19 protein-coding genes and 1 pseudogene are annotated in these 22,974 nt (G+C 60.5%); 14 read left to right on the top strand and 6 right to left on the bottom strand.

Translation table 11 applies throughout. The features are described from left to right. Positions 1 to 84 precede the first annotated feature (84 nt). Positions 85 to 1,299 carry a phosphoserine phosphatase SerB gene (gene serB / locus LCH65_RS20905; RefSeq protein ID WP_003431946.1) on the top strand — a complete coding sequence of 405 codons (1,215 nt, stop codon included), beginning with the start codon at positions 85 to 87 and terminating at the stop codon, positions 1,297 to 1,299. 66 nt (positions 1,300 to 1,365) lie between these two features. On the opposite strand, the gene LCH65_RS20900 is transcribed toward serB, so the two are convergent. The 4 genes and pseudogenes from LCH65_RS20900 to LCH65_RS20885 all read right to left on the bottom strand — a co-directional run bounded on the left by LCH65_RS20900 (position 1,366) and on the right by LCH65_RS20885 (position 6,820). Continuing rightward, positions 1,366 to 3,150 carry a hypothetical protein gene (locus tag LCH65_RS20900; protein WP_024661604.1) on the bottom strand — a complete coding sequence of 595 codons (1,785 nt, stop codon included), beginning with the start codon at positions 3,148 to 3,150 and terminating at the stop codon, positions 1,366 to 1,368. A 256-nt stretch (positions 3,151 to 3,406) separates the two neighbouring features. Then, positions 3,407 to 4,270 carry an archaetidylserine decarboxylase gene (gene asd / locus LCH65_RS20895; RefSeq protein ID WP_003431944.1) on the bottom strand — a complete coding sequence of 288 codons (864 nt, stop codon included), beginning with the start codon at positions 4,268 to 4,270 and terminating at the stop codon, positions 3,407 to 3,409. A gap of 156 nt (positions 4,271 to 4,426) precedes the next feature. Beyond that, positions 4,427 to 5,239, bottom strand: a pseudogene (locus LCH65_RS20890) (rhodanese-like domain-containing protein); the annotation flags it as partial. A gap of 45 nt (positions 5,240 to 5,284) precedes the next feature. Then, complete coding sequence (locus tag LCH65_RS20885) at positions 5,285 to 6,820, bottom strand: HDOD domain-containing protein (protein WP_151342303.1); 1,536 nt, start codon at positions 6,818 to 6,820, stop codon at positions 5,285 to 5,287. Between the two features lie 207 nt (positions 6,821 to 7,027). On the opposite strand from LCH65_RS20885, the gene motA reads away from it, so the two are divergent. Further along, complete coding sequence (gene motA / locus LCH65_RS20880; RefSeq protein WP_003342993.1) at positions 7,028 to 7,879, top strand: flagellar motor stator protein MotA; 852 nt, start codon at positions 7,028 to 7,030, stop codon at positions 7,877 to 7,879. Between the two features lie 3 nt (positions 7,880 to 7,882). Next, the gene (gene motB / locus LCH65_RS20875) at positions 7,883 to 8,929 is read left to right on the top strand and encodes a flagellar motor protein MotB (protein ID WP_226439761.1); all 1,047 of its coding nucleotides are present in this window, start codon (positions 7,883 to 7,885) and stop codon (positions 8,927 to 8,929) included. A 61-nt stretch (positions 8,930 to 8,990) separates the two neighbouring features. On the opposite strand, the gene rsgA is transcribed toward motB, so the two are convergent. After that, the gene (rsgA, locus tag LCH65_RS20870; protein WP_003366295.1) at positions 8,991 to 10,022 is read right to left on the bottom strand and encodes a small ribosomal subunit biogenesis GTPase RsgA; all 1,032 of its coding nucleotides are present in this window, start codon (positions 10,020 to 10,022) and stop codon (positions 8,991 to 8,993) included. 108 nt (positions 10,023 to 10,130) lie between these two features. Between rsgA and orn the strand changes: the two genes are divergently transcribed. Both orn and LCH65_RS20860 read left to right on the top strand, forming a co-directional pair. After that, complete coding sequence (orn, locus tag LCH65_RS20865) at positions 10,131 to 10,667, top strand: oligoribonuclease (RefSeq protein WP_003366297.1); 537 nt, start codon at positions 10,131 to 10,133, stop codon at positions 10,665 to 10,667. Positions 10,668 to 10,761: 94 nt separating this feature from the next. After that, positions 10,762 to 11,373, top strand: coding sequence for a trimeric intracellular cation channel family protein (locus LCH65_RS20860; RefSeq protein ID WP_003343002.1), 612 nt, complete (start codon positions 10,762 to 10,764; stop codon positions 11,371 to 11,373). Positions 11,374 to 11,474: 101 nt separating this feature from the next. Here the strand turns inward: LCH65_RS20860 and queG are convergent, their stop codons facing one another. Further along, positions 11,475 to 12,563, bottom strand: a complete 1,089-nt coding sequence (queG, locus tag LCH65_RS20855; protein ID WP_226439760.1) for a tRNA epoxyqueuosine(34) reductase QueG — start codon at positions 12,561 to 12,563, stop codon at positions 11,475 to 11,477. A 63-nt stretch (positions 12,564 to 12,626) separates the two neighbouring features. Between queG and LCH65_RS20850 the strand changes: the two genes are divergently transcribed. The 9 genes from LCH65_RS20850 to hflC all read left to right on the top strand — a co-directional run bounded on the left by LCH65_RS20850 (position 12,627) and on the right by hflC (position 22,761). Beyond that, positions 12,627 to 14,117: a bifunctional ADP-dependent NAD(P)H-hydrate dehydratase/NAD(P)H-hydrate epimerase gene (locus LCH65_RS20850; protein ID WP_074806799.1), complete on the top strand. Its 1,491-nt coding sequence runs from the start codon at positions 12,627 to 12,629 to the stop codon at positions 14,115 to 14,117. Beyond that, positions 14,105 to 14,575, top strand: a complete 471-nt coding sequence (gene tsaE / locus LCH65_RS20845; RefSeq protein WP_010439884.1) for a tRNA (adenosine(37)-N6)-threonylcarbamoyltransferase complex ATPase subunit type 1 TsaE — start codon at positions 14,105 to 14,107, stop codon at positions 14,573 to 14,575. Before LCH65_RS20850 ends, tsaE begins: the two co-directional genes overlap by 13 nt. Before the next feature lie 2 nt (positions 14,576 to 14,577). Further along, complete coding sequence (locus tag LCH65_RS20840) at positions 14,578 to 16,005, top strand: N-acetylmuramoyl-L-alanine amidase (protein WP_197676929.1); 1,428 nt, start codon at positions 14,578 to 14,580, stop codon at positions 16,003 to 16,005. Continuing rightward, positions 16,005 to 17,951 (top strand): DNA mismatch repair endonuclease MutL, encoded by a 1,947-nt coding sequence (gene mutL / locus LCH65_RS20835; RefSeq protein WP_003431939.1) that lies wholly within the window; start codon positions 16,005 to 16,007, stop codon positions 17,949 to 17,951. The genes LCH65_RS20840 and mutL overlap by 1 nt, the downstream gene beginning before the upstream one ends. Further along, positions 17,952 to 18,923, top strand: a complete 972-nt coding sequence (gene miaA / locus LCH65_RS20830; RefSeq protein ID WP_003366310.1) for a tRNA (adenosine(37)-N6)-dimethylallyltransferase MiaA — start codon at positions 17,952 to 17,954, stop codon at positions 18,921 to 18,923. A gap of 92 nt (positions 18,924 to 19,015) precedes the next feature. Continuing rightward, positions 19,016 to 19,276, top strand: coding sequence for an RNA chaperone Hfq (gene hfq, locus LCH65_RS20825; protein WP_002551819.1), 261 nt, complete (start codon positions 19,016 to 19,018; stop codon positions 19,274 to 19,276). Positions 19,277 to 19,288: 12 nt separating this feature from the next. Continuing rightward, entirely contained in the window at positions 19,289 to 20,590 is a 1,302-nt protein-coding gene (hflX, locus tag LCH65_RS20820) for a ribosome rescue GTPase HflX (protein WP_002551820.1), read from the top strand. A 96-nt stretch (positions 20,591 to 20,686) separates the two neighbouring features. Further along, the gene (gene hflK / locus LCH65_RS20815; protein ID WP_003366313.1) at positions 20,687 to 21,892 is read left to right on the top strand and encodes an FtsH protease activity modulator HflK; all 1,206 of its coding nucleotides are present in this window, start codon (positions 20,687 to 20,689) and stop codon (positions 21,890 to 21,892) included. Then, positions 21,892 to 22,761, top strand: a complete 870-nt coding sequence (gene hflC, locus LCH65_RS20810; RefSeq protein ID WP_003366315.1) for a protease modulator HflC — start codon at positions 21,892 to 21,894, stop codon at positions 22,759 to 22,761. The genes hflK and hflC overlap by 1 nt, the downstream gene beginning before the upstream one ends. Positions 22,762 to 22,974: the final 213 nt, after the last annotated feature.

The raw sequence follows: 22,974 nt of genomic DNA, 5'->3' as shown, positions 1-22,974 counted from the left end.
CCCAGTGGCGGCAAAGCGCTGCCTGTGCCCGGTGGTCACTGAATGTGGTTAGAATGCGGTTTTTTTCCACTGCGGGGGTGCGCCTTGCGCGAAATCGTCCTGATTAACATCACTGGTGTCGACCGTCCCGGTCTCACTGCAGCCATCACCGGCGTCCTCGCCCAGGGTGGCGTGAACATTCTCGATATTGGTCAGGCGGTGATCCACGACACCCTGTCGTTCGGCATCCTGGTTGAAATTCCGGATACCGTGCAGGGATCCTCGGTGCTCAAGGACATCCTGTTCACCGCCTACGAACTGGATCAGCAAGTCCGTTTCACTGCGGTGTCCGAAACCGACTATCAACACTGGGTCGAAGGCCAGGGCAAGGCGCGTCACATCGTTACGCTGCTGACCCGTAAGGTCACGGCCGAGCAATTGCAGTGCGTCAGCGCCATTACTGCCAAGTACGGGCTGAATATCGATCAGATCGATCGGTTGTCCGGTCGTATGCCGCTCGACACCCCGGCCGACAAAGGCAAGGGCTGCATCGAGTTCACCGTGCGCGGCGAGCCTGCCGACCCGAAAGCCATGCAGGCCGAATTTCTCGCGGTTGCGCAGGATCTCAACGTCGATATCGCGTTCCAGCAGGATTCGCTGTTCCGTCGTAACCGGCGCCTGGCGGTGTTCGACATGGATTCGACCCTCATCGAGGCCGAAGTCATCGATGAACTGGCCAAGGCAGCAGGCGTCGGCGAGCAGGTTTCCGAGATTACCGAGCGTGCCATGCGCGGCGAACTGGATTTCAGCGAAAGCTTCAAAGAGCGTCTGGCCCTGCTCAAGGGCCTCGATGTGAGCGTGCTGGATGAAATCGGCGCGTCTCTGCGCCTGACCGAAGGCGCTGAAACGCTGTTCTCCGAGCTCAAGCGGCTGGGTTACAAGACGGCGATTCTGTCGGGTGGCTTCACCTATTTCGCCAAGCAGTTGCAAGCAAAGCTGGGCATCGATTATGTTTTTGCCAATGAACTGGAAGTGGTTGACGGCAAGGTCACCGGCGTAGCAGTCGAGCCGATTGTCAATGCGCAGCGCAAGGCCGACCTGTTGCGCGAACTGGCTCACAAGGAAGGGTTGAGCCTGGAGCAGACCATCGCGGTCGGCGACGGTGCCAATGACCTGCCGATGCTGGCGATTGCCGGGCTGGGTGTGGCATTCCGTGCCAAACCGCTGGTCAAGCAATCGGCCAAACAGGCCATTTCGACGCTGGGACTCGATGGCGTGCTGTATCTGCTGGGTTTCCGCGACCGCGAAGGAAAGCGCTGACGCTCAGGCCGTGGTGGTTTGCCCCTGATGGCGAGGGGCCAATCGCGACGGCTGTCGCAGTGATCGCTACAGCGTGCCCCACAAGGAATCGAATTCCTGATCCGGCCTGGCTTTTTCGGTTTCGGTCGCTTTCGGGGCGTCGTACATCTGATACTCGAACTGATTGTAACTGGCGCTACTGACCTGCCGGTTGCTCAGTGACGCGCGGCGTTCTTCACCGGCGACGTTGATCATCACCTTGTTGCCCTCCTGAAAAGGCAGACGCGGTGCGAGCACGGTGGGCGGTTTTTCCATGGCGCGTACTTCGGGCAGCATCAGGGTTCGCAGGTACTGGCTGTTCTGCTGTTCGCGAATCAGCTGCATGCCGCATGGCTGGGCAAACGGGGCGATCAGTTCGATCCCCATCTGTGTGCCGCCGCTGCGTACCTGGCGGATCCAGCGCACGATGGCAATGCTCCAGCCCTGGCCGGCGTCATCCTGAATACCCACCAGTTCGCCAGCCTGCAACTGCTGAGGTACGTCCTTCTGCCACGCCAGGCAGTATCCGCCCGGGCTGTGGTTGACAATATTCAGGTCGAAGGTCGGAAACGTATGCTGGTTGTTGGAAAGCGAGTCGCTGTCGCCGTCGTTTTTCGGGTATTCGATCTCTTCGTAGGGCAGCAGAACGGATGAAGTCTTGCCGCGCTGAGTGTCGAAGGCAGACGCCCACGGATCGTCCGCGTCATCATTGGCCATCTTCAACGAAAAGCTCGCTGCACTGGTGGCGCTGTTCAACTGCAACAGCTCGCTGAACGACTTCTGGCCAGCGACATAGAAATGCAGCGCGCTCATGCCGATGCACAGTTTCAGCGTGCCCTGACCGGGGGTGCGTTGAAAGGTGCGTTCGGCCACATCACCCCAGGCGACCGCCAGATGTTGCAGCAGGTCGGTGTTGATACCGGTTGGAATCAGCAACGGCGAAGGGGTGCGCTGGTCATCCGGCAGGGCCAGGTACTGATTGATCGCTTCAGCCAGCGCGTAGGTGTTGATACCCAGCAGCCGAGGAGATTGTTCGTCGCTGAACAGGGTGCGGTACAGCGGCGGTTTGTCGACCGTCGGGTCCAGAGCGAAGAGGCTGCTTTCAGTGACCGGCAATTGCAGCTTTACCAGAGGGCTCCAGGCCTCCAGCGCATCGGCCAGTTTGCCGATGTTTAACTGACGCATCTGGTTGCAGCGTGAGCAACCCATCAGCAGCGCGATCACGTAGGTCTGTTCCACGCTCAGCACTTTGCTGTGATGGGCCAGGGGCTCTTCGACCGGCGTGTTGTGCAACTGGTACTGACGGGCAATCTGGTAGATCTGATGCAGCTCGAGCCACAGGCCGTCCTGAACCGGACAGTAAAGCTGGTTGGCGCGTATCAGTGGCCCGTTGAGACCATGCAGTGCGCGTTGCAGCGCAGTGCTGAACAGCCCGGCCTGGTCTCGGGTATAGCGCGGGGCGACCTGCTGAATGATCTGCTTGTAACCGGTTGCGAGATGGTTTTGCAGAGCCTGGCAAAGGTTGGCCACCTTACGTGGTCGCTCGTCCAGCACAATGGCCTGATTGAGAAAGTGACGTTCAAGGTGCTTGCAGACGAAGTACACCTCGGGCCGCAGCAACTCAAGCAATTGCAGGCGGTTCTCGCTCGGGGTGATCAACTGGTTCAGCTCGGTCAGTCCTTGATAGAGCTGGCGCGCCATTTCTCCGAGGTTCGCTTTGGGCAATCTGGAGATCCAGCGTTTGAGGTCGCGGGGGTTGGCTTCACTGAATGTCAGGCTCGACTGCGTCGGCGTGGGGGCACGCAATAGCAGAGGGAGGCTAAAATTACTCATGTGACAGGCAAGCTCCAACAACTCACTGGCGCGGACGATGGCTTCAGATGGGGGGCCGAGGTTATCGCGCACCCGCGATGTGCCGAGCATACGCCCATGAAAGTGAGAAGTATCCTACAGCATCGATGTAACGACTTTACCAGTATCGACATCACCCCGCAGCAACTATGGCCTCATGCTATTACCGTCCGGCGGCACGTTGCATGAGCGCCAATATCCATCATCGGACGCTCATGCAGCGAGGCTCAGGCCGCGATCATGCCTGGGCCGGAACAGCCAGTGCCTGTCCCATTTGAACCTTGGAACCCGCCGTCAGTTGTTCGGCCCATTTCACCTGACCTGGACCGAACAGCACGATGGCGGTAGAGCCCAGCTTGAACCGACCCATTTCGGCACCTTTTTCCAGGTGGATCGGCGCGCGCGCCGCTTCGTCGTACCTGAACGTTTTCAGTTCACGCTTGGGTGGTGTGACCAGCCCGGCCCATACCGTTTCGACAGACGCCACGATCATCGCGCCGACCAGCACCACTGCCATTGGTCCGCGCTCGGTGTCGAACAGGCAGACCACTCGCTCGTTACGGGCGAACAGCTCGGGTACGTTTTCAGCCGTGGTCTGGTTGACCGAGAAGATGCGGCCCGGCACGTAGACCATTTCACGCAGCGTGCCAGCCAGTGGCATGTGGACGCGGTGATAGTCCTTCGGCGACAGGTAGACGGTTGCGAACTCGCCGCCCATGAAGGGCGCTGACAGCTTGGGGTCACCGCCGAGCAGTTCCAGTACGCTGAAACTGTGGCCCTTGGCCTGGAAGATCCGGCCGTGGTCGATAGGGCCCAACTGGCTGATGGCGCCGTCGGCTGGCGAAAGAATCGCGCCCGGCGTGGTATCGAGCGGGCGGGCGTCGGCTTTCAATGCGCGGGTGAAGAACGCATTGAAGTGCTCGTAGGACGTCAGGTCTTCGACCAGGGCCTGCGACATGTCCACTTGATAACGGCGGGCAAACCACGCGGTGAAAGCGTTTTTGAACCAGCGTACGCGGCATTCGGCAACGCAGCCTGCCAGTCGGGACAGCAGGTGGTGCGGCAGCAGGTACTGGCTGATGATGAACAAGCGGTCTTTCATTGAAGGTCCTGAGGATGAGTGTCCTGAATATTTCTGCGAGGCCTGTCGCGGTTCGCTAGAGCGGACAGGTTCGACGGTTTCGGCTGGTGCTGGCTGCGCAGGCGCGACGGGTTGCGCAACCTCGACTGCCTCGGCGGGCGCGGCGGCCACTTCCGGAAGTTCTACCGGTGTCTCCGGGTGATTGCCCCATTCACCCCACGAGCCGGCATAGGCCTTGACCCTTGGGTAGCCCAGCGCCTTGGCCACCAGGTAGGTGAAGCCCGAGCGGTGATGGGTCTGGCAATGCGTAATGATTTCCTTGTCGGGCGTGATGCCCAGGTCGCGAAGGATCTCCGGCATGTCCTGGCGAATACGCAGGTTGCGCGCCTTGTCCATGCCCGCCGTCCACTCGAAATTGACAGCGCCGGGTATATGTCCGCCTTTGGCCGCGACCACTTTTTCGCCCGAATACTCGGTCGGTGCACGAGCATCCCAGATCGCCAGATCGGCGGCGCCCAGGCGGCTTTGCAGGTACTCGAGTGTGGCGGTAGGTTCGTCGTGCAGCGTCAGCGTTACCGGGGTATCGGCAGCAGGCGGAACGTCGGTGTTCAGTGGCAGCAATTGCGCTTCCCAGGCCAGCAGTCCCCCGTCCAGATAGTGATAACGGCTGTGGCCGATGACATCCAGCAACCAGATGAAACGCCCGGCCCAGCCGCCGCCTTCGTCATCGTAGACGACATACACGGCATCGGGGTTGTGGCCCAGTTCGCCGAACAATTGCCCAAGACTGGCAGTGTCGGGCAGCAGGCCGGGGGCCGGAGGCTTGCCCAGTTGCGTACGTTTCGGATCGACGAAGCGGGCACCGCGAATGTGCCCGGCTTCGTAGCGAGCGCTGCTGGTCAGATCCACGAGGATCAGTTCCGGGGCGTCTAGACGCTCAAGCAGATCGTTGGGTTCGATGACCAGCGACAAGCCAGTGAATGCGGACATTTGCAGCCTCCGATGAAAGGAAAGGGGCGAATTGTACGCCAGGCCTCATGCTTTGCGATGACTAAAGATGCCCAGTGCCCGTTCAATACATTGCGCGGTTTTTCCGAATGCCTGGACGGAAATTTCCGACAAGGCCCCGCCGCCCTGGTCGGCGACCACCAGCAGCATGACTTTGCCGTTGTTGCTCAGCGAGCGAATCAGCCAGTGCTGACCACTGAACAGGGTTTTCAGCGGCGGGGGCAGCAGGGCGGCAAATTGCGCACTGTTGGCGGGTGTCATGCGCAACTGTGTCGGCTGTGTGAGCAGACGCTGCAGTACGGTGCTTTCCTTGATGAACAACTGCAAGGTTGCGGCGTCCTTCGGCAGCCCGGCAGTCTGATTGACGCGCAGCACCGTTGACGTCTTGTCCAGCATCAGCAGCATGACCCGCTCCATGCCACACGAGATAAATGCATCGCGCGCCGAAGTGGTCAGGTGCATGGCGTTGATGAACGGGCTGGGATCCTGCAGCAGCTCGGCACACTGCTTGCGCCACAGTTGCAGGGCGTCTGCCGATGGCGGCGGTGCAGGTTCATTGTCGCGCCTTACGCGGCGTGCGTCCCACGGCCAGATCAGCGATTCGGCCGGGTGCCAGAGGTCTTTTTCCGCATGGATGCGGGCGCTGCTGGCGGCATTCTGGTGCGCCTGTTGTTGTACTTCGCCGATCGACTGTTGCAGGTAAAGGCTGGTCAGCCGTTCCCAGCGCAGGCAGTGCGGGCTGTTCCAGGCATTTTGCGCCGCCAGCGCCAGGCCATTGCCCAGCAACACGGTATTGGCGGGCTGGTTCAGCCAGCGCCGCAGGTTGGGGTCGTCGTCCATGAGTTGTTGCTGGTGCAGTGGGCTGTGTTCTTCGCGGGCGATACGCAGCGCCCTGGCCAGATCGCGTCGCTCGTTGATCAACAGTTTATAGCCGCGCGTGACCCAGATCGGCAGGCGCCAGAACTCGGCGAGTGCCAGGCACAATTCCAGCAGGTTGACGCCGAACAGCTCTTTTTCCACTGCAACGCTGGAATGGCCCTTGTGGATAACCCGCAGCTCCAGTTCTTCGAGCAGCTTCGGATAGGCCAATGCCATCGGCCAGAGCGGTGACAGAAACAGCAGGCTGCCCATGTGGATGTCCTGCCAGAGTCGCGCAAGGCGGCTGGCAAACAGGCCGTTGGCCTGTTGCGTGGCGTGCTGACTGACCAGAATCAGCTGGCGATAGGCCGCAGGAATTTCTTCAGGCGGCTTGGCCGGCAAACGGCCCAGAAGGACTTCGGTGCGCGCCAGACCCAGACGATTGATCGCAATCTCAAGGCTCTCGGCCTGCTCGGTCAAACCGTGCGTGTGGTGATTGGCCTCGCGCATCACGCTCAGCACCAGCGCAGGACTTTCCTGCATCATTTCAGCGATTTCACGCAGTGAGCGACGACTGTCGTTCAAGGCGGAGCGGACGTGTCCATGATTGACGGCAGGGACCGGCAACGCGATACCGTCAAGCAGTTTGACCCAGGCATCCAGCGTCTTCGGAACGAGGTGATGTGCTGCGTGTACTGTCGGCATTCGAGGGCCTGTGCTGCTGATTATCTGAGCTGGAAAACCGCCAGCGTACGGGGCGCTGAGGCCAGTTTCCTCCTTTTATGGAGGCGCATAAATGGGTTTTTCAAAAGAACCGGCTATAGTCTGGCCCAGTTAGGCCGATAAGGAGAAGAAGAGATTCAACAACTTCCGGACTGTCCCTGAACCCGACTCAGTAAAGTATTTTTTCCTATGGCTAAAATCATCGGCATCATTGTCGTTCTCGCAAGTGTCATCGGCGGATATGTGCTGTCCCATGGCAAGGTCATGGCGCTGTTCCAGCCGTACGAGGTCTTGATTATCGGCGGTGCTGCACTGGGCGCGTTCCTTCAGGCCAACCCCGGCTACATGTTCATGCACGTGTTCAAGAAGTCGCTGAAGATGTTCGGTTCGCGCTTCACGCATGCCTATTACCTCGAAGTGCTGGGCCTGGTTTATGAAATCCTCAACAAGAGCCGCCGTGAAGGCATGATGGCGATTGAAGGAGATATCGAAGACGCTGCTTCCAGCCCGATCTTCGCCAAATACCCGGGTGTCCTCAAGGATGAACGCATGACTGCGTACATCTGCGACTACCTGCGGATCATGTCGTCCGGCAACATGGCTCCCCACGAGCTGGAAGGTCTGTTCGACATGGAACTTCTGAGCATGAAAGAAGACCTCGAGCATCCATCCCATGCCATTACCGGTATCGCTGACGGTATGCCCGGCTTCGGTATCGTGGCTGCGGTACTGGGTATCGTGGTGACCATGGCGTCGCTGGGTTCCGGCGACAAGGCTGCGATCGGTATGCACGTAGGTGCGGCGCTGGTCGGTACGTTCTTCGGTATTCTCGCGGCTTACGGTTTCTTCGGTCCTCTGGCCACCAGCCTTGCGCATGATGCCAAGGAAGAAATGAACGTTTACGAGGCCATCAAGGCGTCCCTGGTGGCCTCGGCCTCCGGCATGCCGCCTTCGCTGGCTGTCGAGTTCGGCCGCAAGGTTCTCTATCCGCTGCATCGCCCCAGCTTCAGCGAGCTGGAACAAGCGGTTCGCGGTCGCTAAGTCATGGAAAATAATCAGCCGATTATCATCAAGCGCGTAAAGCGCTTTGGTGGCGGACATCACGGCGGTGCCTGGAAAATCGCGTTTGCCGACTTCGCGACGGCGATGATGGCGTTCTTTCTGGTGCTGTGGCTGATGTCGTCCGCCACCCCCGAGCAATTGCTCGCGGTCGCCGGTTATTTCAAGGACCCTGTCGGCTTTTCGGACAGCGGTTCGCCGTATGTGATCGATCTGGGCGGTTCGCCGGAGATGTCGCCGAACCAGACGCTGAACCCCGAGGTAAAGACCACGCCTTCGCCGGACACCGTGCCGCTTGAGGCGGAAACTGCCGAGACCAAGGCTGAAGAGGTAGAGCAGGAGCGTCTGGAGATGCTGCTCCAGGAATTGCAGAACAAGGTCGAGGAAAACCCGCAACTGCAGAAATTCAAGGACCAGATTCTGTTCGAGATCACTCAGGACGGCTTGCGTATCCAGATCATGGATGCGGAAAATCGACCGATGTTCGACTCGGGCAGCGCGCGTCTCAAGCCTTATTTCGAAGACATTCTGCTGGCTCTGGCTGACACCATCAAAAGTGTGCCGAACAAGATCAGCATCAGCGGCCATACCGATGCAACGCCTTTCGTGGGCAGCGGCGGGTTCGGCAACTGGGAGCTGTCGGCCAACCGTGCCAATGCTGCACGCCGCGCACTGGTAGCGGGGACCTATCCGGACTCACAGGTGGCCAGGGTGGTAGGGTACGCGTCGTCTGCTCTTTATGATCATCAGAATCCGACCAACCCGGTCAATCGCCGCATCGATATCGTGGTGCTGACCAAAAAAGCCCAGCAGCGTATCGAGGGCGATCAGAACTCCGGCGGCGCGCCAGCCACGCCTGGCGCGCCGGCAGCACCCGCACCAGCTCCGGCGGCACCGGCCGTGCCCGCTGCTCCGGGGGCTTCGACAGCGGCGCCGCCAGACCCGCAGGCCTACGCCCAGCCGCGCGAGATCCGGCAGAAGCTGAATATCTTTGACGAGGGCAAGTTGCGGGTCGAGCCAGCCCAGAACTGAGCTGCAACCGATACAAAAACGCCGCGATCATCGCGGCGTTTTTGTGTGTGGCGTTCGGTGCTCAGTAACTGTCTTGCGGCAGGCTGGCAATGATCGAGCGATAGCTGTTCATGCGCTGCTGTTGCACGCGGCCGTCCTCAAGCCCCTTGAGCAGGGCGCAGCCCGGTTCGCGGTCATGCTTGCAGTCACGAAAGCGGCAGGTGCCGATCAGGTCGTTGAACTCGATGAAGCCTGCCTCTACGTCAGCACGACTGACGTGCCCCAGGCCGAACTCACGGATACCCGGCGAGTCGATCAGATCGCCGCCACGCGGGAAGTGGAACAGGCGTGCGGTGGTCGTGGTATGCGTGCCCTGACCGGAAACTTCGGACAGCGGGCCGACCCGAGTGTCGGTTTCCGGCAACAGGCTGTTGACCAGCGAGGACTTGCCGACGCCGGACTGGCCGACGAACACGCTGATGTGCCCGTCAAGCTGGCTTTGCAGGCTCTGCATGCCGTCACCGTGGTGCGCGGACACTTCCAGCACCGGATAACCCAGCGTGCGGTAGACCGCCAGCAGGGCGTTGAGCGCGGGTGCATTCTGCTCGTCGATCAGGTCTGCCTTGTTGAGCAGCAGCAAAGGACGAATCCCGGCATGCTCGGCGGCCACCAGATAACGGTCGATCAGGTTGGCATGCGGCTCGGGCATCGGCGCGAAGACGATCACGATCAGGTCGACGTTGGCAGCCACAGGCTTGAGCTGGCCGCGTGAATCCGGGCGGCGCAGTTCGGTGGTGCGGGGCAGTTGCGCGACGATGACGCCAATGCCCTGATTGCCGGCGCGCCATACGACGCGATCACCGGTCACCAGTGCAGGCAGGTTGGCGCGCAGGTGGCAACGGAAGACCTGACCGGTCACTTCGCCTTCCTGGGCCTCGACTTCGACTTGCACGCCGAAGTGAGCGATGACCAGCCCCGTCTGCTCAGGGCCGAGGTCGCCACCCTCGAGTGTTTCAAGCGTAGCGGACTCGCGTTTTGCCGCGCGGGCAGCACGCTCGCCCTGAATTTTTTCGATGCGCCAGTTTTGACGACGATTGAGTTGGCGTTTGGCCATGGGTGTTCCGATGTGATGTAACCGATGAATTAGGCAGTACGATGGATCGGCTGGAGTCTAGCACGGCAGGGTGAGCTAAACTGCGCGCCTACGCTGAGGAGTCGACACATGCAGAACAAGCAGAACCTGATCTGGATCGATCTGGAAATGACCGGTCTTGACCCTGATACCGATGTCATTATCGAAATGGCCACGATCATCACCGATAGCGAGCTGAACACCCTGGCTGAAGGCCCGGTGATCGCTGTGCATCAGAGCGACGAGACGTTGGCGAAGATGGATGAGTGGAACACTCGCCAGCACGGCGGTTCGGGCCTGACCCAGCGCGTGCGGGAAAGTACCGTCAGCATGGCTGAAGCCGAGACGCAGACCCTTGAGTTCATCAAGCTGTGGGTCCCCGAGCGCAGTTCGCCGATCTGCGGCAACAGCATCTGCCAGGATCGCCGCTTCCTGTACCGCCACATGCCGACGCTGGAAAACTACTTCCACTACCGCAATCTGGATGTCTCGACCCTCAAGGAACTGGCGGCGCGCTGGTCCCCCGAGCTGAAATTCAAGAAAGGCAGCACTCACCTGGCGCTCGATGACATCCGCGAGTCGATTGCCGAGCTGCGCTTTTATCGTGAGCACTTCATCAAGGCCTGATCGAGACGCGCGTGCAGTGAATAATCTTCGCTGCACTCTTTCAGTGCGTTGGTCGGCTGGTTAGACTGCGCGCCTTTGTCGCAGAGTCGCCGCCATGTTGCTGATGCTTTATCTGATCGCTATCACTGCTGAAGCCATGACGGGAGCCCTGTCTGCGGGGCGGCGCGGGATGGACTGGTTCGGCGTGGTGCTGATCGCCTGCGTCACGGCGCTGGGTGGCGGGTCGGTGCGCGACGTGCTGATCGGTCATTACCCGCTGACCTGGGTCAAGCACCCGGAATACCTGGTCCTGACCAGTGTGGCGGCGCTGGTGACGATCTTCATTGCGCCACTGATGCGCCACCTGCGCTCACTGTTTCTGGTGCTCGACGCATTGGGGCTGGTGGCCTTTACCCTGATCGGCTGCATGACCGCGCTCGAGGCCGGGCACGGTCTGCTGATCGCGTCAGTGTGCGGCGTGATCACCGGGGTCTTCGGTGGCATCCTGCGCGACATCTTTTGCAACGACATCCCGCTGATCTTCCGCCGCGAGCTGTACGCCAGTGTGTCTTTTCTGGCTGCATGGTGTTTTCTGCTGTGTCAGTACCTGCAACTGCCCAACGAACAAGCGGTGCTGATCACCCTGTTCGGCGGCCTGCTGCTGCGCCTGCTGGCGATTCGTTTCCGCTGGGAAATGCCCAAGTTTGTCTATAAGGACGAGCCCTGAGGCGTACGCAGGGCGCAGGCACAATAGTTGAAAAATTATCGTTCCTCACGCTCCAGCGTGGGAATGCCTTTCGTGACGCTCCGCGTCACACGCCTGCAGGTTTAAAGCGGCGCCACGCCATGCCTCTGCAGCGCCCATTCCACATGCTCCCTGACCAGTTCCGAGGGATAGTCGCGCCGTGCGTGCAGGGCTTCGATCACCGGGATGGTGGAGGGCGCGTTGCCCAGCCCCACGGCCAGGTTGCGTAGCCAGCGCTCATAACCCGCCCGGCGCAGTGGTGAACCTTCGGTGCTGCCGAGGAATTTCTCTTCGTCCCACAGGAACAGTTCGGCCAGCCCTGCATTGTCCAGATTGTGGCGCGGCTGAAAGTCGCTCTGCTCGGTTGGCCGGGCGAAGCGGTTCCACGGGCAGACGATCTGGCAATCGTCGCAACCGAACACCCGGTTGCCGATCAGTGGCCGCAGCTCTTCTGGGATCGCGGTCTTCAGCTCGATGGTCAGATAAGAAATGCAGCGTCGCGCGTCCAGCACGTAAGGCCCGATAAACGCCGCCGTCGGACAGATGTCCAGGCAGGCCGTGCAGCGCCCGCAATGCTCGGTTGCATGAGGTGCGTCGACCGGCAACGGGATATCGACAAACAGCTCGCCAAGAAAGAAGAAACTGCCCGCCTTACGGTTGAGCACCAGCGTGTTTTTGCCGATCCAGCCGAGCCCGGCCTGTTCGGCGATGGCTTTTTCCAGCACTGGCGCGCTGTCCACGAAGGCTCGAAAGCCAAACGGCCCTACGGCCTGCTGAATACGCTCGGCCAGTTGCTGCAGGCGCTTGCGGATGAGTTTGTGATAATCACGGCCCAGCGCGTAACGTGAGACGTAGGCTTTTTCCGGCTCGGTCAGGCGCTGCGCCATTTCGGTGTCGCCCGGCAGATAATCCATGCGCAGCGACACCACGCGCAACGTTCCCGGGACCAGCTCATCGGGGTGGGAACGTTTGCTGCCATGGGCTGCCATATAGTCCATTTCCCCGTGATAGCCTGCATCGAGCCAGCGTTGCAGATGCTGTTCGTGCTCTGCCAGGTCCAGGCCGCTGATCCCGACTTCCTGAAAGCCCAGCTCACGCCCCCACGCCTTGATTGAGATGGCAAGGGCGGCGAGATCATCGGAACTAGGAAGTACAGCACTAATAGCGGACATGCGCAGAGAGAAACCGGGACCAAGGTGCGTATAATTCTGCCAGACATCGGAGCCCATAGACGCATGTTCGACACTAAACCTCATTTACCCGACGCGCTGTACAGTGCTGCGCAGGTCCGCGACCTCGATGCACGGCTGGTGGCTGCAGGCACACCCGGCCTGGAATTGATGCTGCGCGCTGCGCAGGCGTTATGGCATACGATACTTCGGCGCTGGCCGGAGGCGAATGAACTGACCGTATTGACCGGGCGGGGCAACAACGCCGGTGACGGGTATCTGGTGGCTGCCATGGCGCACAAGGCCGGCTGGCAGGTCAGGGTGCTGGCCGTCGGCGATCCGGCCGCACTGACCGGTGATGCTGCTGCGGCGCATGCTGCGGCTTTCGGTATTCATATTCAGGCATGGGCCGGGCAGCCGCTGGCCGGTATCGTACTGGATGCCTTGCTGGGCACCGGTCTCGATGGCGAGGTGCGCGAGCCCTACGTCTCGGCCATCAACGCTATCAACGACAGCGGTCTGCCCGTCGTTGCGGTGGATATTCCATCCGGCTTGAGCGCAGATACTGGCCAGACGCTGGGTGTCGCGGTGCGTGCCGAAGTGACCGTTACGTTCATTGGCCTCAAACTGGGTTTGTTGACGGGCGACGCGGCAGATCTGGTGGGTGAGCTGATGTTCGACGACCTGCGCGCAGCCCCGGCGCTGGTGGCGCAGGTGCCGTTCAGCGCGAAGCGCCTCGATAAACATAACCTGCCGCAACTGGCAGCACGCCCGCGAACCGCCCATAAAGGCCTGTTTGGCCGGGTTCTGGTTATCGGTGGCGATCACGGTTTTGGCGGCGCAGCGTTGCTCAGCGCCGAAAGCGCCCTGCGCAGCGGTGCAGGCATGCTGACGCTGGCAACGCGGCCCGAGCATGTTCCGGCCGCTCTGACGCGTATGCCGGAAATCATGAGCGCGGCGATCCACTCGGCCAACCAACTGATGGGCTTGATCGAGCCGGCCAGCGTGTTGGTGGTCGGCCCCGGCCTGGGGCAGGCGGCCTGGGGGCGCAGCCTGCTGTCGGCGGCCGCCAACGCGGATCGTCCGCAGGTGTGGGACGCCGATGCGCTGAATATGCTGTCCGCCGGGCTGGTCAGCCTGCCCAAAGGCAGTGTCATCACCCCGCATCCGGGCGAAGCGGCACGCTTGCTGGGTGTGGGCATCAAGGACGTTCAGGCTGACCGGGCCGCTGCGGTGCGGGCGTTGGCGCGTAAATTCGACACGGTTTGTGTGCTCAAGGGCTCTGGCAGTCTGATTGCCGATGCACACGGGCAACTGGCGTTGTGCGACCGCGGCCATCCGGCCATGGCCACCGCAGGACTGGGTGATGTGCTGGCCGGATTGATCGGCGCGTTGATGGCGCAGCACCTCAAACCTTTCGACGCGGCCTGTCTTGCCGTGTGGCTGCATGCAAGCGCCGGTCAGAAAGCCGGTGAGGGCGGTCGCGGGCTGGCTGCCAGCGATATTATTCCTGCCATTCGTCAGTTACTGGAGGAGCTGCAACCGTGTCTGATTTAACGCTGCATGTGGTTGGCGAAGAGGCAATGATGGATTTTGGTGCACGCCTGGCCAGGGTGACAGAAGGCCTTGGTGTCATCTTTCTGGATGGCGATCTGGGCGCTGGAAAAACCACGCTTTCGCGGGGATTGATTCGCGGCTTCGGGCATGTCGGGGCCGTCAAGAGTCCTACTTTCACGCTGGTCGAACCTTACGAAATCGGCGCGATAAAGGTGTTTCACTTTGACCTTTACCGGCTGGTCGATCCGGAAGAGCTCGAGTACATGGGGGTGCGTGATTACTTCGACGGCGACGCACTTTGTCTGATTGAATGGCCCCAGCGTGGTGCAGGCTTTTTGCCAAAGCCCGACCTGACCATTACCATTGGGCCGCACGGAGAAGGTCGTTCCGTGATATTGAGCCCGCTGGGCTCGCGTGGCGAACGTTGGTGTGCCACTTTGGCTTTGGAATTCAAATAGATATGGGGTTAGGTATGCGCATGCGCGCGCTGGTTACTGTAGTTGGTCTGCTGTTGATGGCCCTGGCTGTCGAGGCGGTTGCCGCTACGCAAGTACGAAGTGTCCGCTTATGGCGAGCACCGGACAACACGCGTCTGGTATTCGACCTGTCCGGGCCAGTCCAGCACAGCCTGTTTACCCTGACTTCGCCTGACCGTCTGGTGATCGATATCAATGGTGCGACGCTTGGCGGCCCCTTGAACGTACCAACGGCCAATACGCCGATCAGCAGCATGCGTTCTGCGCAGCGCACGCCTACCGACCTGCGCGTGGTCATCGACCTGAAAAAGGGTGTGACCCCGAAGAGCTTCACGCTGGCGCCGAATCAGCAATACGGCAACCGTCTGGTGGTCGACCTGTACGACAACGCCGCCGATGCCAATCCGACACCGGTCATTCCGGATACCGCCGCCAACACCGCGCCTGCTGTCCCGGTCAGTCCGGCCAAGCCTGAAATCAAGCTGACCCCGGTGCCGAACGGCAAGCGCGACATCGTCGTGGTGATCGATGCCGGGCACGGCGGGGAAGACCCCGGTGCCTCGGGCGGTGCCGGTCAGAAAGAGAAAAACGTGGTGCTGTCGATTGCCAAGGAGCTGCAGCGCCAGGTCAATGCCGAGAAAGGCTACCGCGCCGAACTGACGCGGACCGGCGACTACTTTATTCCGCTGCGCAAACGGACCGAGATCGCCCGTTCCAAGGGCGCCGACCTGTTCGTGTCGATCCACGCCGACGCCGCGCCGTCCTCTGCGGCGTTCGGCGCATCGGTGTTCGCCCTGTCCGATCGCGGTGCCACTTCCGAAACTGCACGCTGGCTGGCGGACAGTGAAAACCGTTCCGACCTTATCGGTGGTGCTGGCGCTGTCAGCCTGGATGACAAGGACCGCATGCTAGCGGGTGTGTTGCTGGACTTGTCCATGACCGCTTCGCTGTCGTCGAGCCTGAACGTTGGTCAGAAGGTATTGAGCAATATTGGCCGCGTGACCTCGCTGCACAAGTCACGTGTCGAGCAGGCGGGCTTCATGGTGCTCAAGTCGCCGGATATCCCGTCGATCCTGGTGGAAACCGGCTTTATCTCCAATGCCAACGAGGCCAACAAGCTCGGTTCGGCGTCGCATCAACAGGCGTTGGCGCGTTCGATCACGTCGGGCGTCAAGCAGTTCTTCCAGCAGAACCCGCCGCAGGGCACTTATATCGCTTGGCTACGTGACAACGGCAAGCTGGCCCAAGGGCCGCGCAATCATGTCGTTCGTTCCGGCGAAACCCTGGCCATGCTCGCTGCGCGCTATGACATGAGCATCGCCACCTTGCGCAGCGCCAACAATCTGAAGTCGGATGAATTGAAGATCGGCCAGGACCTGCGTATCCCAAGTTCCGAGGTGGCGACTCAGTAATGACCGATCTCCTGCTCGACGGCGCCGAAGCCGATAACGCTCAGACTGCCCTGAACGCAGCGCGCATTGAGCTGCTCAGTCCGCGTCTGGCCAACCAGATTGCGGCGGGCGAAGTCGTCGAGCGCCCGGCTTCGGTGATCAAGGAGCTGCTGGAAAACAGCCTCGATTCCGGCGCGCGGCGCATTGATGTCGACGTCGAGCAGGCCGGTATCAAATTGTTGAAAGTGCGTGACGATGGCAGCGGTATCTCTTCGGACGATCTGCCATTGGCGCTGGCACGTCACGCGACCAGCAAGATTCGCGACCTGGAAGACCTCGAGCGGGTCATGAGCCTTGGGTTTCGCGGCGAAGCGCTGGCTTCGATCAGTTCCGTAGCGCGCCTGACGCTGACCTCCCGCACCCGCGACGCCGATCAGGCATGGCAGGTCGAAACCGAAGGTCGGGACATGGCGCCGCGCGTGCAGCCAGCCGCGCATCCGGTAGGCACCTCCGTTGAAGTGCGCGACCTGTTCTTCAACACGCCGGCCCGGCGCAAGTTTCTGAAAGCCGAAAAAACCGAATTCGATCATTTGCAGGAAGTCATCAAGCGCATGGCGCTGGCGCGTTTCGACGTGGCCTTCCACCTGCGTCACAACGGCAAGACCGTGCTGAGCCTGCATGAAGCGCATGACGACACCGCCAGGGCGCGACGTGTCTCGGCAATCTGCGGGCCTGGCTTTCTGGAGCAGGCGCTGCCCATCGAGATCGAGCGCAATGGTCTGCATCTGTGGGGCTGGGTCGGGCTGCCGACCTTTTCGCGCAGCCAGGCCGACCTGCAATATTTCTTCGTGAATGGCCGCGCAGTGCGCGACAAGCTGGTCGCCCACGCAGTGCGTCAAGCGTATCGCGACGTGCTGTTCAATGGCCGTCATCCGACCTTCGTGCTGTTCTTCGAGGTCGATCCGGCCGCTGTGGACGTCAACGTTCACCCGACCAAACACGAAGTGCGCTTCCGCGACGGGCGCATGGTGCACGACTTTCTGTATGGCACCCTCTACCGCGCGCTGGGCGATGTGCGCCCTGAAAATCAGCTGGGTGGCAGCGTGCCGGTTGTCGCCGAGACACGCCCGAGCGGGCCTGAAGCGGGCGAATTCGGGCCGCAGGGTGAAATGCGTCTGGCCAACAATGTGCTGGAGCAGCCCCAGGGCGAGTCGTTTGCCCGGCCTGCTGCCGGTGGCGGCGCTGGCAGCGGTTATCAGTATCAATACACGCCTCGGCCCACCGCTGGCGTGCCGGTGGCCGAAGCGCAAAGTGCTTATCGTGAATTCTTCGCGCCGCTGCCCAGTGCTGCGCCCGCGTCGCTGCCTGAATCGCCCGGGGATATTCCGCCGCTGGGTTATGCGCTGGCGCAGCTCAAGGGTATCTACATCCTTGCTGAAAACGCTCACGGCCTGGTGCTGGTGGACATGCACGCCGCTCACGAGCGGATCATGTACGAGCGCCTGAAAATAGCCATGGCCAACGAAGGTTTGAGCGGCCAGCCATTGCTGGTGCCCGAGTCCATTGCGGTCAGCCAGCGTGAAGCGGACTGCGCCGAAGAGCATCTTGCGACCTTCCAGCGCCTGGGCTTCGAGCTTCAACGGCTCGGCCCGGAAACCCTGGCGATCCGCCAGATCCCCGCCTTGCTCAAGCAGGCCGAAGCCAACCGGCTGGTCAGCGATGTGCTGGCCGACCTCATGGAATACGGCACCAGCGACCGGGTGCAGGCGCACATGAACGAGTTGCTCGGGACCATGGCCTGCCACGGCGCGATTCGCGCCAATCGGCGTCTGGCCATCCCGGAAATGAACGGCCTGCTGCGTGACATGGAAAACACCGAGCGCAGCGGGCAATGCAACCACGGTCGTCCTACCTGGACCCAGATGGGTCTCAATGATCTGGATAAATTATTCCTGCGCGGTCAATGAATGAACGCTTTACCTCCGGCCATCTTTCTCATGGGGCCTACCGCTGCAGGCAAGACCGACCTTGCGATAGAACTGACCAAAGTGCTGCCCTGCGAGCTGATCAGCGTCGACTCTGCGCTGGTCTATCGCGGCATGGACATCGGTACCGCCAAACCGTCGAAGGCTCAGCTGGCTGAATATCCTCACCGTCTGATCGACATTCTCGACCCGGCGCAAAGCTACTCCGCCGCCGATTTTCGCAGTGACGCCCTGGCGGCCATGGCGGAAATTACTGCGCGCGGAAATATTCCTTTGCTGGTCGGCGGCACTATGTTGTATTTCAAGGCTCTATTGGACGGGCTGGCGGATATGCCGGCGGCCGATGCGCAGGTCAGGGCGCAGCTTGAGGCGGATGCACAGGCCTTCGGCTGGCAGTCATTGCACGATCAACTGGCGGTGGTCGATCCCGTTTCGGCGGCACGTATTCACCCCAATGATCCGCAACGGCTGATCAGGGCACTTGAGGTGTATCGCGTCAGCGGAATGAGCATGACGGCACACCGCGAGCAACAAACTGCGCAAAGTACCGAAGCAGCCGCATCAGGGCGCCAGCAATTGCCCTATACTGTTGCGAACCTTGCCATCGCTCCGGCTGATCGCAAGGTGCTGCACCAACGCATCGCGCTACGTTTCGAGCAAATGCTGGATCAGGGGTTTCTGGACGAAGTACTGGCATTGCGCTCAAGAGGTGATCTGCATTCAGGGTTGCCATCGATAAGAGCTGTCGGTTATCGCCAGGTCTGGGATCACCTGGATGGGAAACTGACGCGGGATGAAATGCAGGAGCGCGGCATCATTGCGACGCGCCAGCTGGCCAAAAGGCAGTTCACCTGGCTACGTAGCTGGGACGACTTGCACTGGCTGGACAGCCTGGCCAGCGACAATCTGTCGCGCGCCTTGAAATACCTGGGATCGGTCTCCATATTGAGCTGAGTCCCTGCAATAGCCGTCTATCCTTGGGGGGTGGCCGGTAAGCCAATCGAATTCGATTTATTATTTTATTGATCCTTAAAGGAGTGCGGCACATGTCAAAAGGGCATTCGCTACAAGACCCTTACCTGAATACCTTGCGTAAAGAGAAGGTCGGGGTATCGATCTATCTGGTCAACGGTATCAAGCTGCAGGGTACGATCGAGTCTTTCGACCAGTTCGTCATTTTGCTGAAGAACACGGTCAGCCAGATGGTCTACAAACACGCTATTTCCACCGTCGTACCGGTTCGCCCGATCCGCCTGCCAAGCGCTACAGACGCTGACGGCGCGGACGCCGAGCCAGGTAACGCCTGATAGGAGTCTGCCTTGTTCTTTGAGCGCCACAGTGGTGGTGAACGTGCAATTCTCGTTCATCTGGATGGTCAGGACCCTGAGGCGCGCGAAGATCCGCAGGAGTTTCAGGAATTGGCCATCTCGGCCGGTGCCGATACCGTTGCGTTTATCAACGTGCCGCGTCATCGGCCTTCGGCCAAGTATCTGATCGGCTCTGGCAAGGTCGAAGAGCTTCGCGATCAGGTCAAGGCCGAACAGGCCGATCTGGTCATCTTCAATCACACCCTCACGCCCAGTCAGGAACGCAACCTCGAACGCGTTTTCGAGTGTCGTGTGCTTGATCGTACCGGTCTGATTCTCGATATCTTTGCGCAACGGGCGCGTACTCACGAAGGCAAGCTGCAGGTCGAACTGGCCCAGCTTGAGCACATGAGTACCCGTCTGGTCCGCGGCTGGACTCACCTTGAGCGACAGAAAGGTGGTATCGGCCTGCGCGGTCCGGGTGAAACCCAGCTCGAAACCGACCGACGTCTATTGCGGGTTCGCCTGCGGCAGATCAAGGGACGGCTGGAGAAGGTTCGCAGTCAGCGGGATCAGGCCCGTCGCGGGCGTCGTCGCGCGGATATTCCATCGGTTTCACTGGTGGGCTATACCAACGCCGGCAAATCGACCCTGTTCAACTCGGTAACCGATTCGGATGTGTTCGCGGCAGACCAACTGTTTGCCACGCTCGATCCGACCCTGCGTCGTCTGCAGCTCGATGACCTGGGTCCGATCGTGCTGGCCGATACCGTGGGCTTCATTCGCCATCTGCCACACAAACTGGTCGAGGCCTTTCGCGCGACGCTTGAAGAATCGAGCAACTCCGATTTGCTGCTGCATGTGATCGACTCCCACGAGCCGGATCGCATGTCGCAGATCGAGCAAGTCATGGCCGTGCTCGGCGAGATCGGAGCCGAGGGCTTGCCGATCCTCGAGGTCTATAACAAACTCGATCTGCTTGAAGGCGTAGAGCCTCAGATACAGCGCGATGCCGACGGCAAGCCGCAGCGTGTCTGGGTTTCTGCCCGTGATGGTCGAGGGCTTGATCTGCTCAAGCAGGCTATCGCCGAACTGCTCGGCGACGACCTGTTTGTCGGCACGCTGCTTCTGCCTCAAAGTCTCGCCCGGCTGCGTGCCCAGTTCTTTGAGCTGGGTGCGGTGCAGAGCGAAACGCATGACGAGGAAGGTGCCAGCGTGTTGGCCGTACGACTGCCGCGCGTTGAACTCAATCGACTGGTGAGTCGCGAAGGATTGCAGCCGCTGGAGTTCATCGAGCAACACACTTTGCAATAAAAGCACGAGAAAGCCGTTGTACGGCTTTCGCGAGCATTCTGTAGCATTGGTCGGCGCGCCGCGGGCGCGTCTTTGCTTTATCAGATGGAGAGCGCTATGGCTTGGAATGAGCCGGGTGGCAACTCGAATAATCAAGATCCCTGGGGTGGCAAACGCCGTGGCGGCGACCGCAAGGGACCACCTGATCTCGACGAGGCCTTCCGTAAGCTGCAGGAAAGCCTGAAGGGGTTGTTCGGCGGCGGTAACAAACGCGGCAGCGATGGCGGCAGCAGTGGCAGTGGTGGCGGCTCAGGCAAGGGCGGTGGCTTCGGCCTGCTAGGCATCGGGCTTGTAGTACTGGTCGCTTTCTGGCTTTACAGCGCTATCTATGTGGTTGACGAGCAAGAGCAGGCTGTCGTGCTGCGTTTCGGTCAGTACCACGAGACCGTGGGCCCGGGCCTTAACATCTACTTCCCTCCGTTCGATCGCAAGTACATGGAGAACGTGACTCGCGAGCGTGCTTACAGCAAGCAAGGCCAGATGCTCACCGAAGACGAGAACATCGTCGAAGTGCCGCTGACCGTGCAGTACAAGATCAGCGACCTTCAGGCGTTCGTGCTGAACGTCGACCAGCCTGAAATCAGCCTGCAGCACGCGACTGAAAGTGCGTTGCGCCATGTCGTGGGTTCCACGGCCATGGATCAGGTGCTGACTGAAGGCCGTGAACTGATGGCCAGCGAAATCAAGGAGCGTCTGCAACGTTTCCTCGATACCTACCGTACCGGCATCACCGTCACTCAGGTCAACGTACAGAGCGCTGCCGCGCCGCGTGAAGTTCAGGAAGCCTTCGATGACGTGATCCGCGCCCGTGAAGACGAGCAGCGTGCGCGTAACCAGGCTGAAAGCTATGCCAACGGTGTGATCCCGGAAGCCCGTGGTCAGGCTCAGCGTATTCTCGAAGATGCCAACGGTTACCGCGATGAAGTGGTTTCGCGCGCCAAGGGTGAGGCGGATCGCTTTACCAAACTGGTTGCCGAGTACCGCAAGGCTCCTGAAGTTACCCGCCAGCGTCTGTATCTGGACACTATGCAGGAAGTCTTCAGCAACACCAGCAAGGTTCTCGTGACCGGCGACAAGGGGCAGAACAATCTGCTTTATCTGCCGCTCGACAAGATGATCGAGAGCAGCCGCAGCAGTAACGGCAATGGCTCCAATTCAGGTACGCCATCGCAGTCGGCCAATGATGCTGCCGCTGCTGCCGCCGCTGCCCGGGCGAATGAGGCTCAGCAGCGTGGTGAAGTACGTACCAGGGAGACTCGCTGATGAGTAACAAATCACTGATCACCCTTATTGTCGGCGTGGTACTGGCGGTCATCGCCTGGAACAGCTTTTACATAGTGTCCCAGACCGAGCGCGCGGTTCTGCTGCAATTCGGTCGTGTGGTCCAGGCTGACGTTCAGCCGGGTCTGCATGTGAAGGTTCCTTACGTGAACCAGGTGCGCAAGTTCGACGGTCGTTTGCTGACCCTCGATGCACCGACCCAGCGCTTCCTGACACTGGAAAAGAAAGCGGTCATGGTCGATGCCTACGCCAAGTGGCGTGTAAAGGATGCGGAGCGTTTTTACACCGCGACTTCCGGCCTCAAGCAGATTGCCGACGAGCGTCTTTCGCGTCGTCTGGAATCCGGCCTGCGTGACCAGTTCGGCAAGCGCACCCTGCACGAAGTCGTGTCGGGTGAGCGAGACGCGCTGATGGCGGACATCACCGGTTCGCTGAACCGCATGGCCGAGAAAGAACTGGGTATCGAAGTGGTCGATGTCCGGGTCAAGGCCATCGATCTGCCGAAGGAAGTGAATCGCAGCGTTTTCGAACGCATGAGCACTGAGCGTGAGCGTGAAGCCCGCGAACACCGTGCCAAGGGTAACGAGCTGGCTGAAGGCATCCGTGCCGACGCCGATCGTCAGCGTCGTGTGCTGCTGGCCGAAGCCTATCGCGAGTCGGAAGAAGCGCGTGGTGATGGTGATGCCCAGGCTGCCGCGATCTACTCCAAGGCGTATGGTCAGGACCAGGAGTTCTACGCGTTCTATCGCAGCCTGCGTGCCTACCGCGAAAGCTTTGCGAACAAGAGCGACGTGATGGTGCTTGATCCGAACAGCGAATTCTTTCGCTACATGGAAAAAGCCAAGCCGTAATTAATCACCCGCCGGGCGGCAAAACCGCCCGGTGGGGTGAACGTACGGTGAAACGTGTGTATCATGCGGCAGCCGGGAAATTCCCGGCTTTTTTGCGTCTGCACGATTGATTGGCCGTATCTGAATCGGAACGCGGCAAGATTTTTCGAGGAAAGTGGTCTGCAAGGCCTGTCTCGGGCATTTGTCGTGCCCGTCATACGGCGCACCACTTTC

Origin of the sequence: Pseudomonas sp. MWU16-30316 (assembly GCF_020515645.1) — a bacterium.
GTDB classification, from domain to species: Bacteria; Pseudomonadota; Gammaproteobacteria; order Pseudomonadales; family Pseudomonadaceae; genus Aquipseudomonas; species Aquipseudomonas cerasi.
The sequence above is the reverse complement of the archived record's forward strand: the minus strand, read 5'-3'. Positions and strand labels throughout refer to the sequence as shown.

Bases quoted from the DNA above. Each gene is read 5' to 3' on its own strand.
- LCH65_RS20900 (WP_024661604.1), bottom strand. From the start codon at position 3,150: ATGAGTAATTTTAGCCTCCCTCTGCTATTGCGTGCCCCCACGCCGACG.
- asd (WP_003431944.1), bottom strand. From the start codon at position 4,270: ATGAAAGACCGCTTGTTCATCATCAGCCAGTACCTGCTGCCGCACCAC.
- LCH65_RS20885 (WP_151342303.1), bottom strand. From the start codon at position 6,820: ATGCCGACAGTACACGCAGCACATCACCTCGTTCCGAAGACGCTGGAT.
- motA (WP_003342993.1), top strand. From the start codon at position 7,028: ATGGCTAAAATCATCGGCATCATTGTCGTTCTCGCAAGTGTCATCGGC.
- motB (WP_226439761.1), top strand. From the start codon at position 7,883: ATGGAAAATAATCAGCCGATTATCATCAAGCGCGTAAAGCGCTTTGGT.
- rsgA (WP_003366295.1), bottom strand. From the start codon at position 10,022: ATGGCCAAACGCCAACTCAATCGTCGTCAAAACTGGCGCATCGAAAAA.
- orn (WP_003366297.1), top strand. From the start codon at position 10,131: ATGCAGAACAAGCAGAACCTGATCTGGATCGATCTGGAAATGACCGGT.
- LCH65_RS20860 (WP_003343002.1), top strand. From the start codon at position 10,762: ATGTTGCTGATGCTTTATCTGATCGCTATCACTGCTGAAGCCATGACG.
- queG (WP_226439760.1), bottom strand. From the start codon at position 12,563: ATGTCCGCTATTAGTGCTGTACTTCCTAGTTCCGATGATCTCGCCGCC.
- LCH65_RS20850 (WP_074806799.1), top strand. From the start codon at position 12,627: ATGTTCGACACTAAACCTCATTTACCCGACGCGCTGTACAGTGCTGCG.
- LCH65_RS20840 (WP_197676929.1), top strand. From the start codon at position 14,578: ATGGGGTTAGGTATGCGCATGCGCGCGCTGGTTACTGTAGTTGGTCTG.
- mutL (WP_003431939.1), top strand. From the start codon at position 16,005: ATGACCGATCTCCTGCTCGACGGCGCCGAAGCCGATAACGCTCAGACT.
- miaA (WP_003366310.1), top strand. From the start codon at position 17,952: ATGAACGCTTTACCTCCGGCCATCTTTCTCATGGGGCCTACCGCTGCA.
- hfq (WP_002551819.1), top strand. From the start codon at position 19,016: ATGTCAAAAGGGCATTCGCTACAAGACCCTTACCTGAATACCTTGCGT.
- hflK (WP_003366313.1), top strand. From the start codon at position 20,687: ATGGCTTGGAATGAGCCGGGTGGCAACTCGAATAATCAAGATCCCTGG.
- hflC (WP_003366315.1), top strand. From the start codon at position 21,892: ATGAGTAACAAATCACTGATCACCCTTATTGTCGGCGTGGTACTGGCG.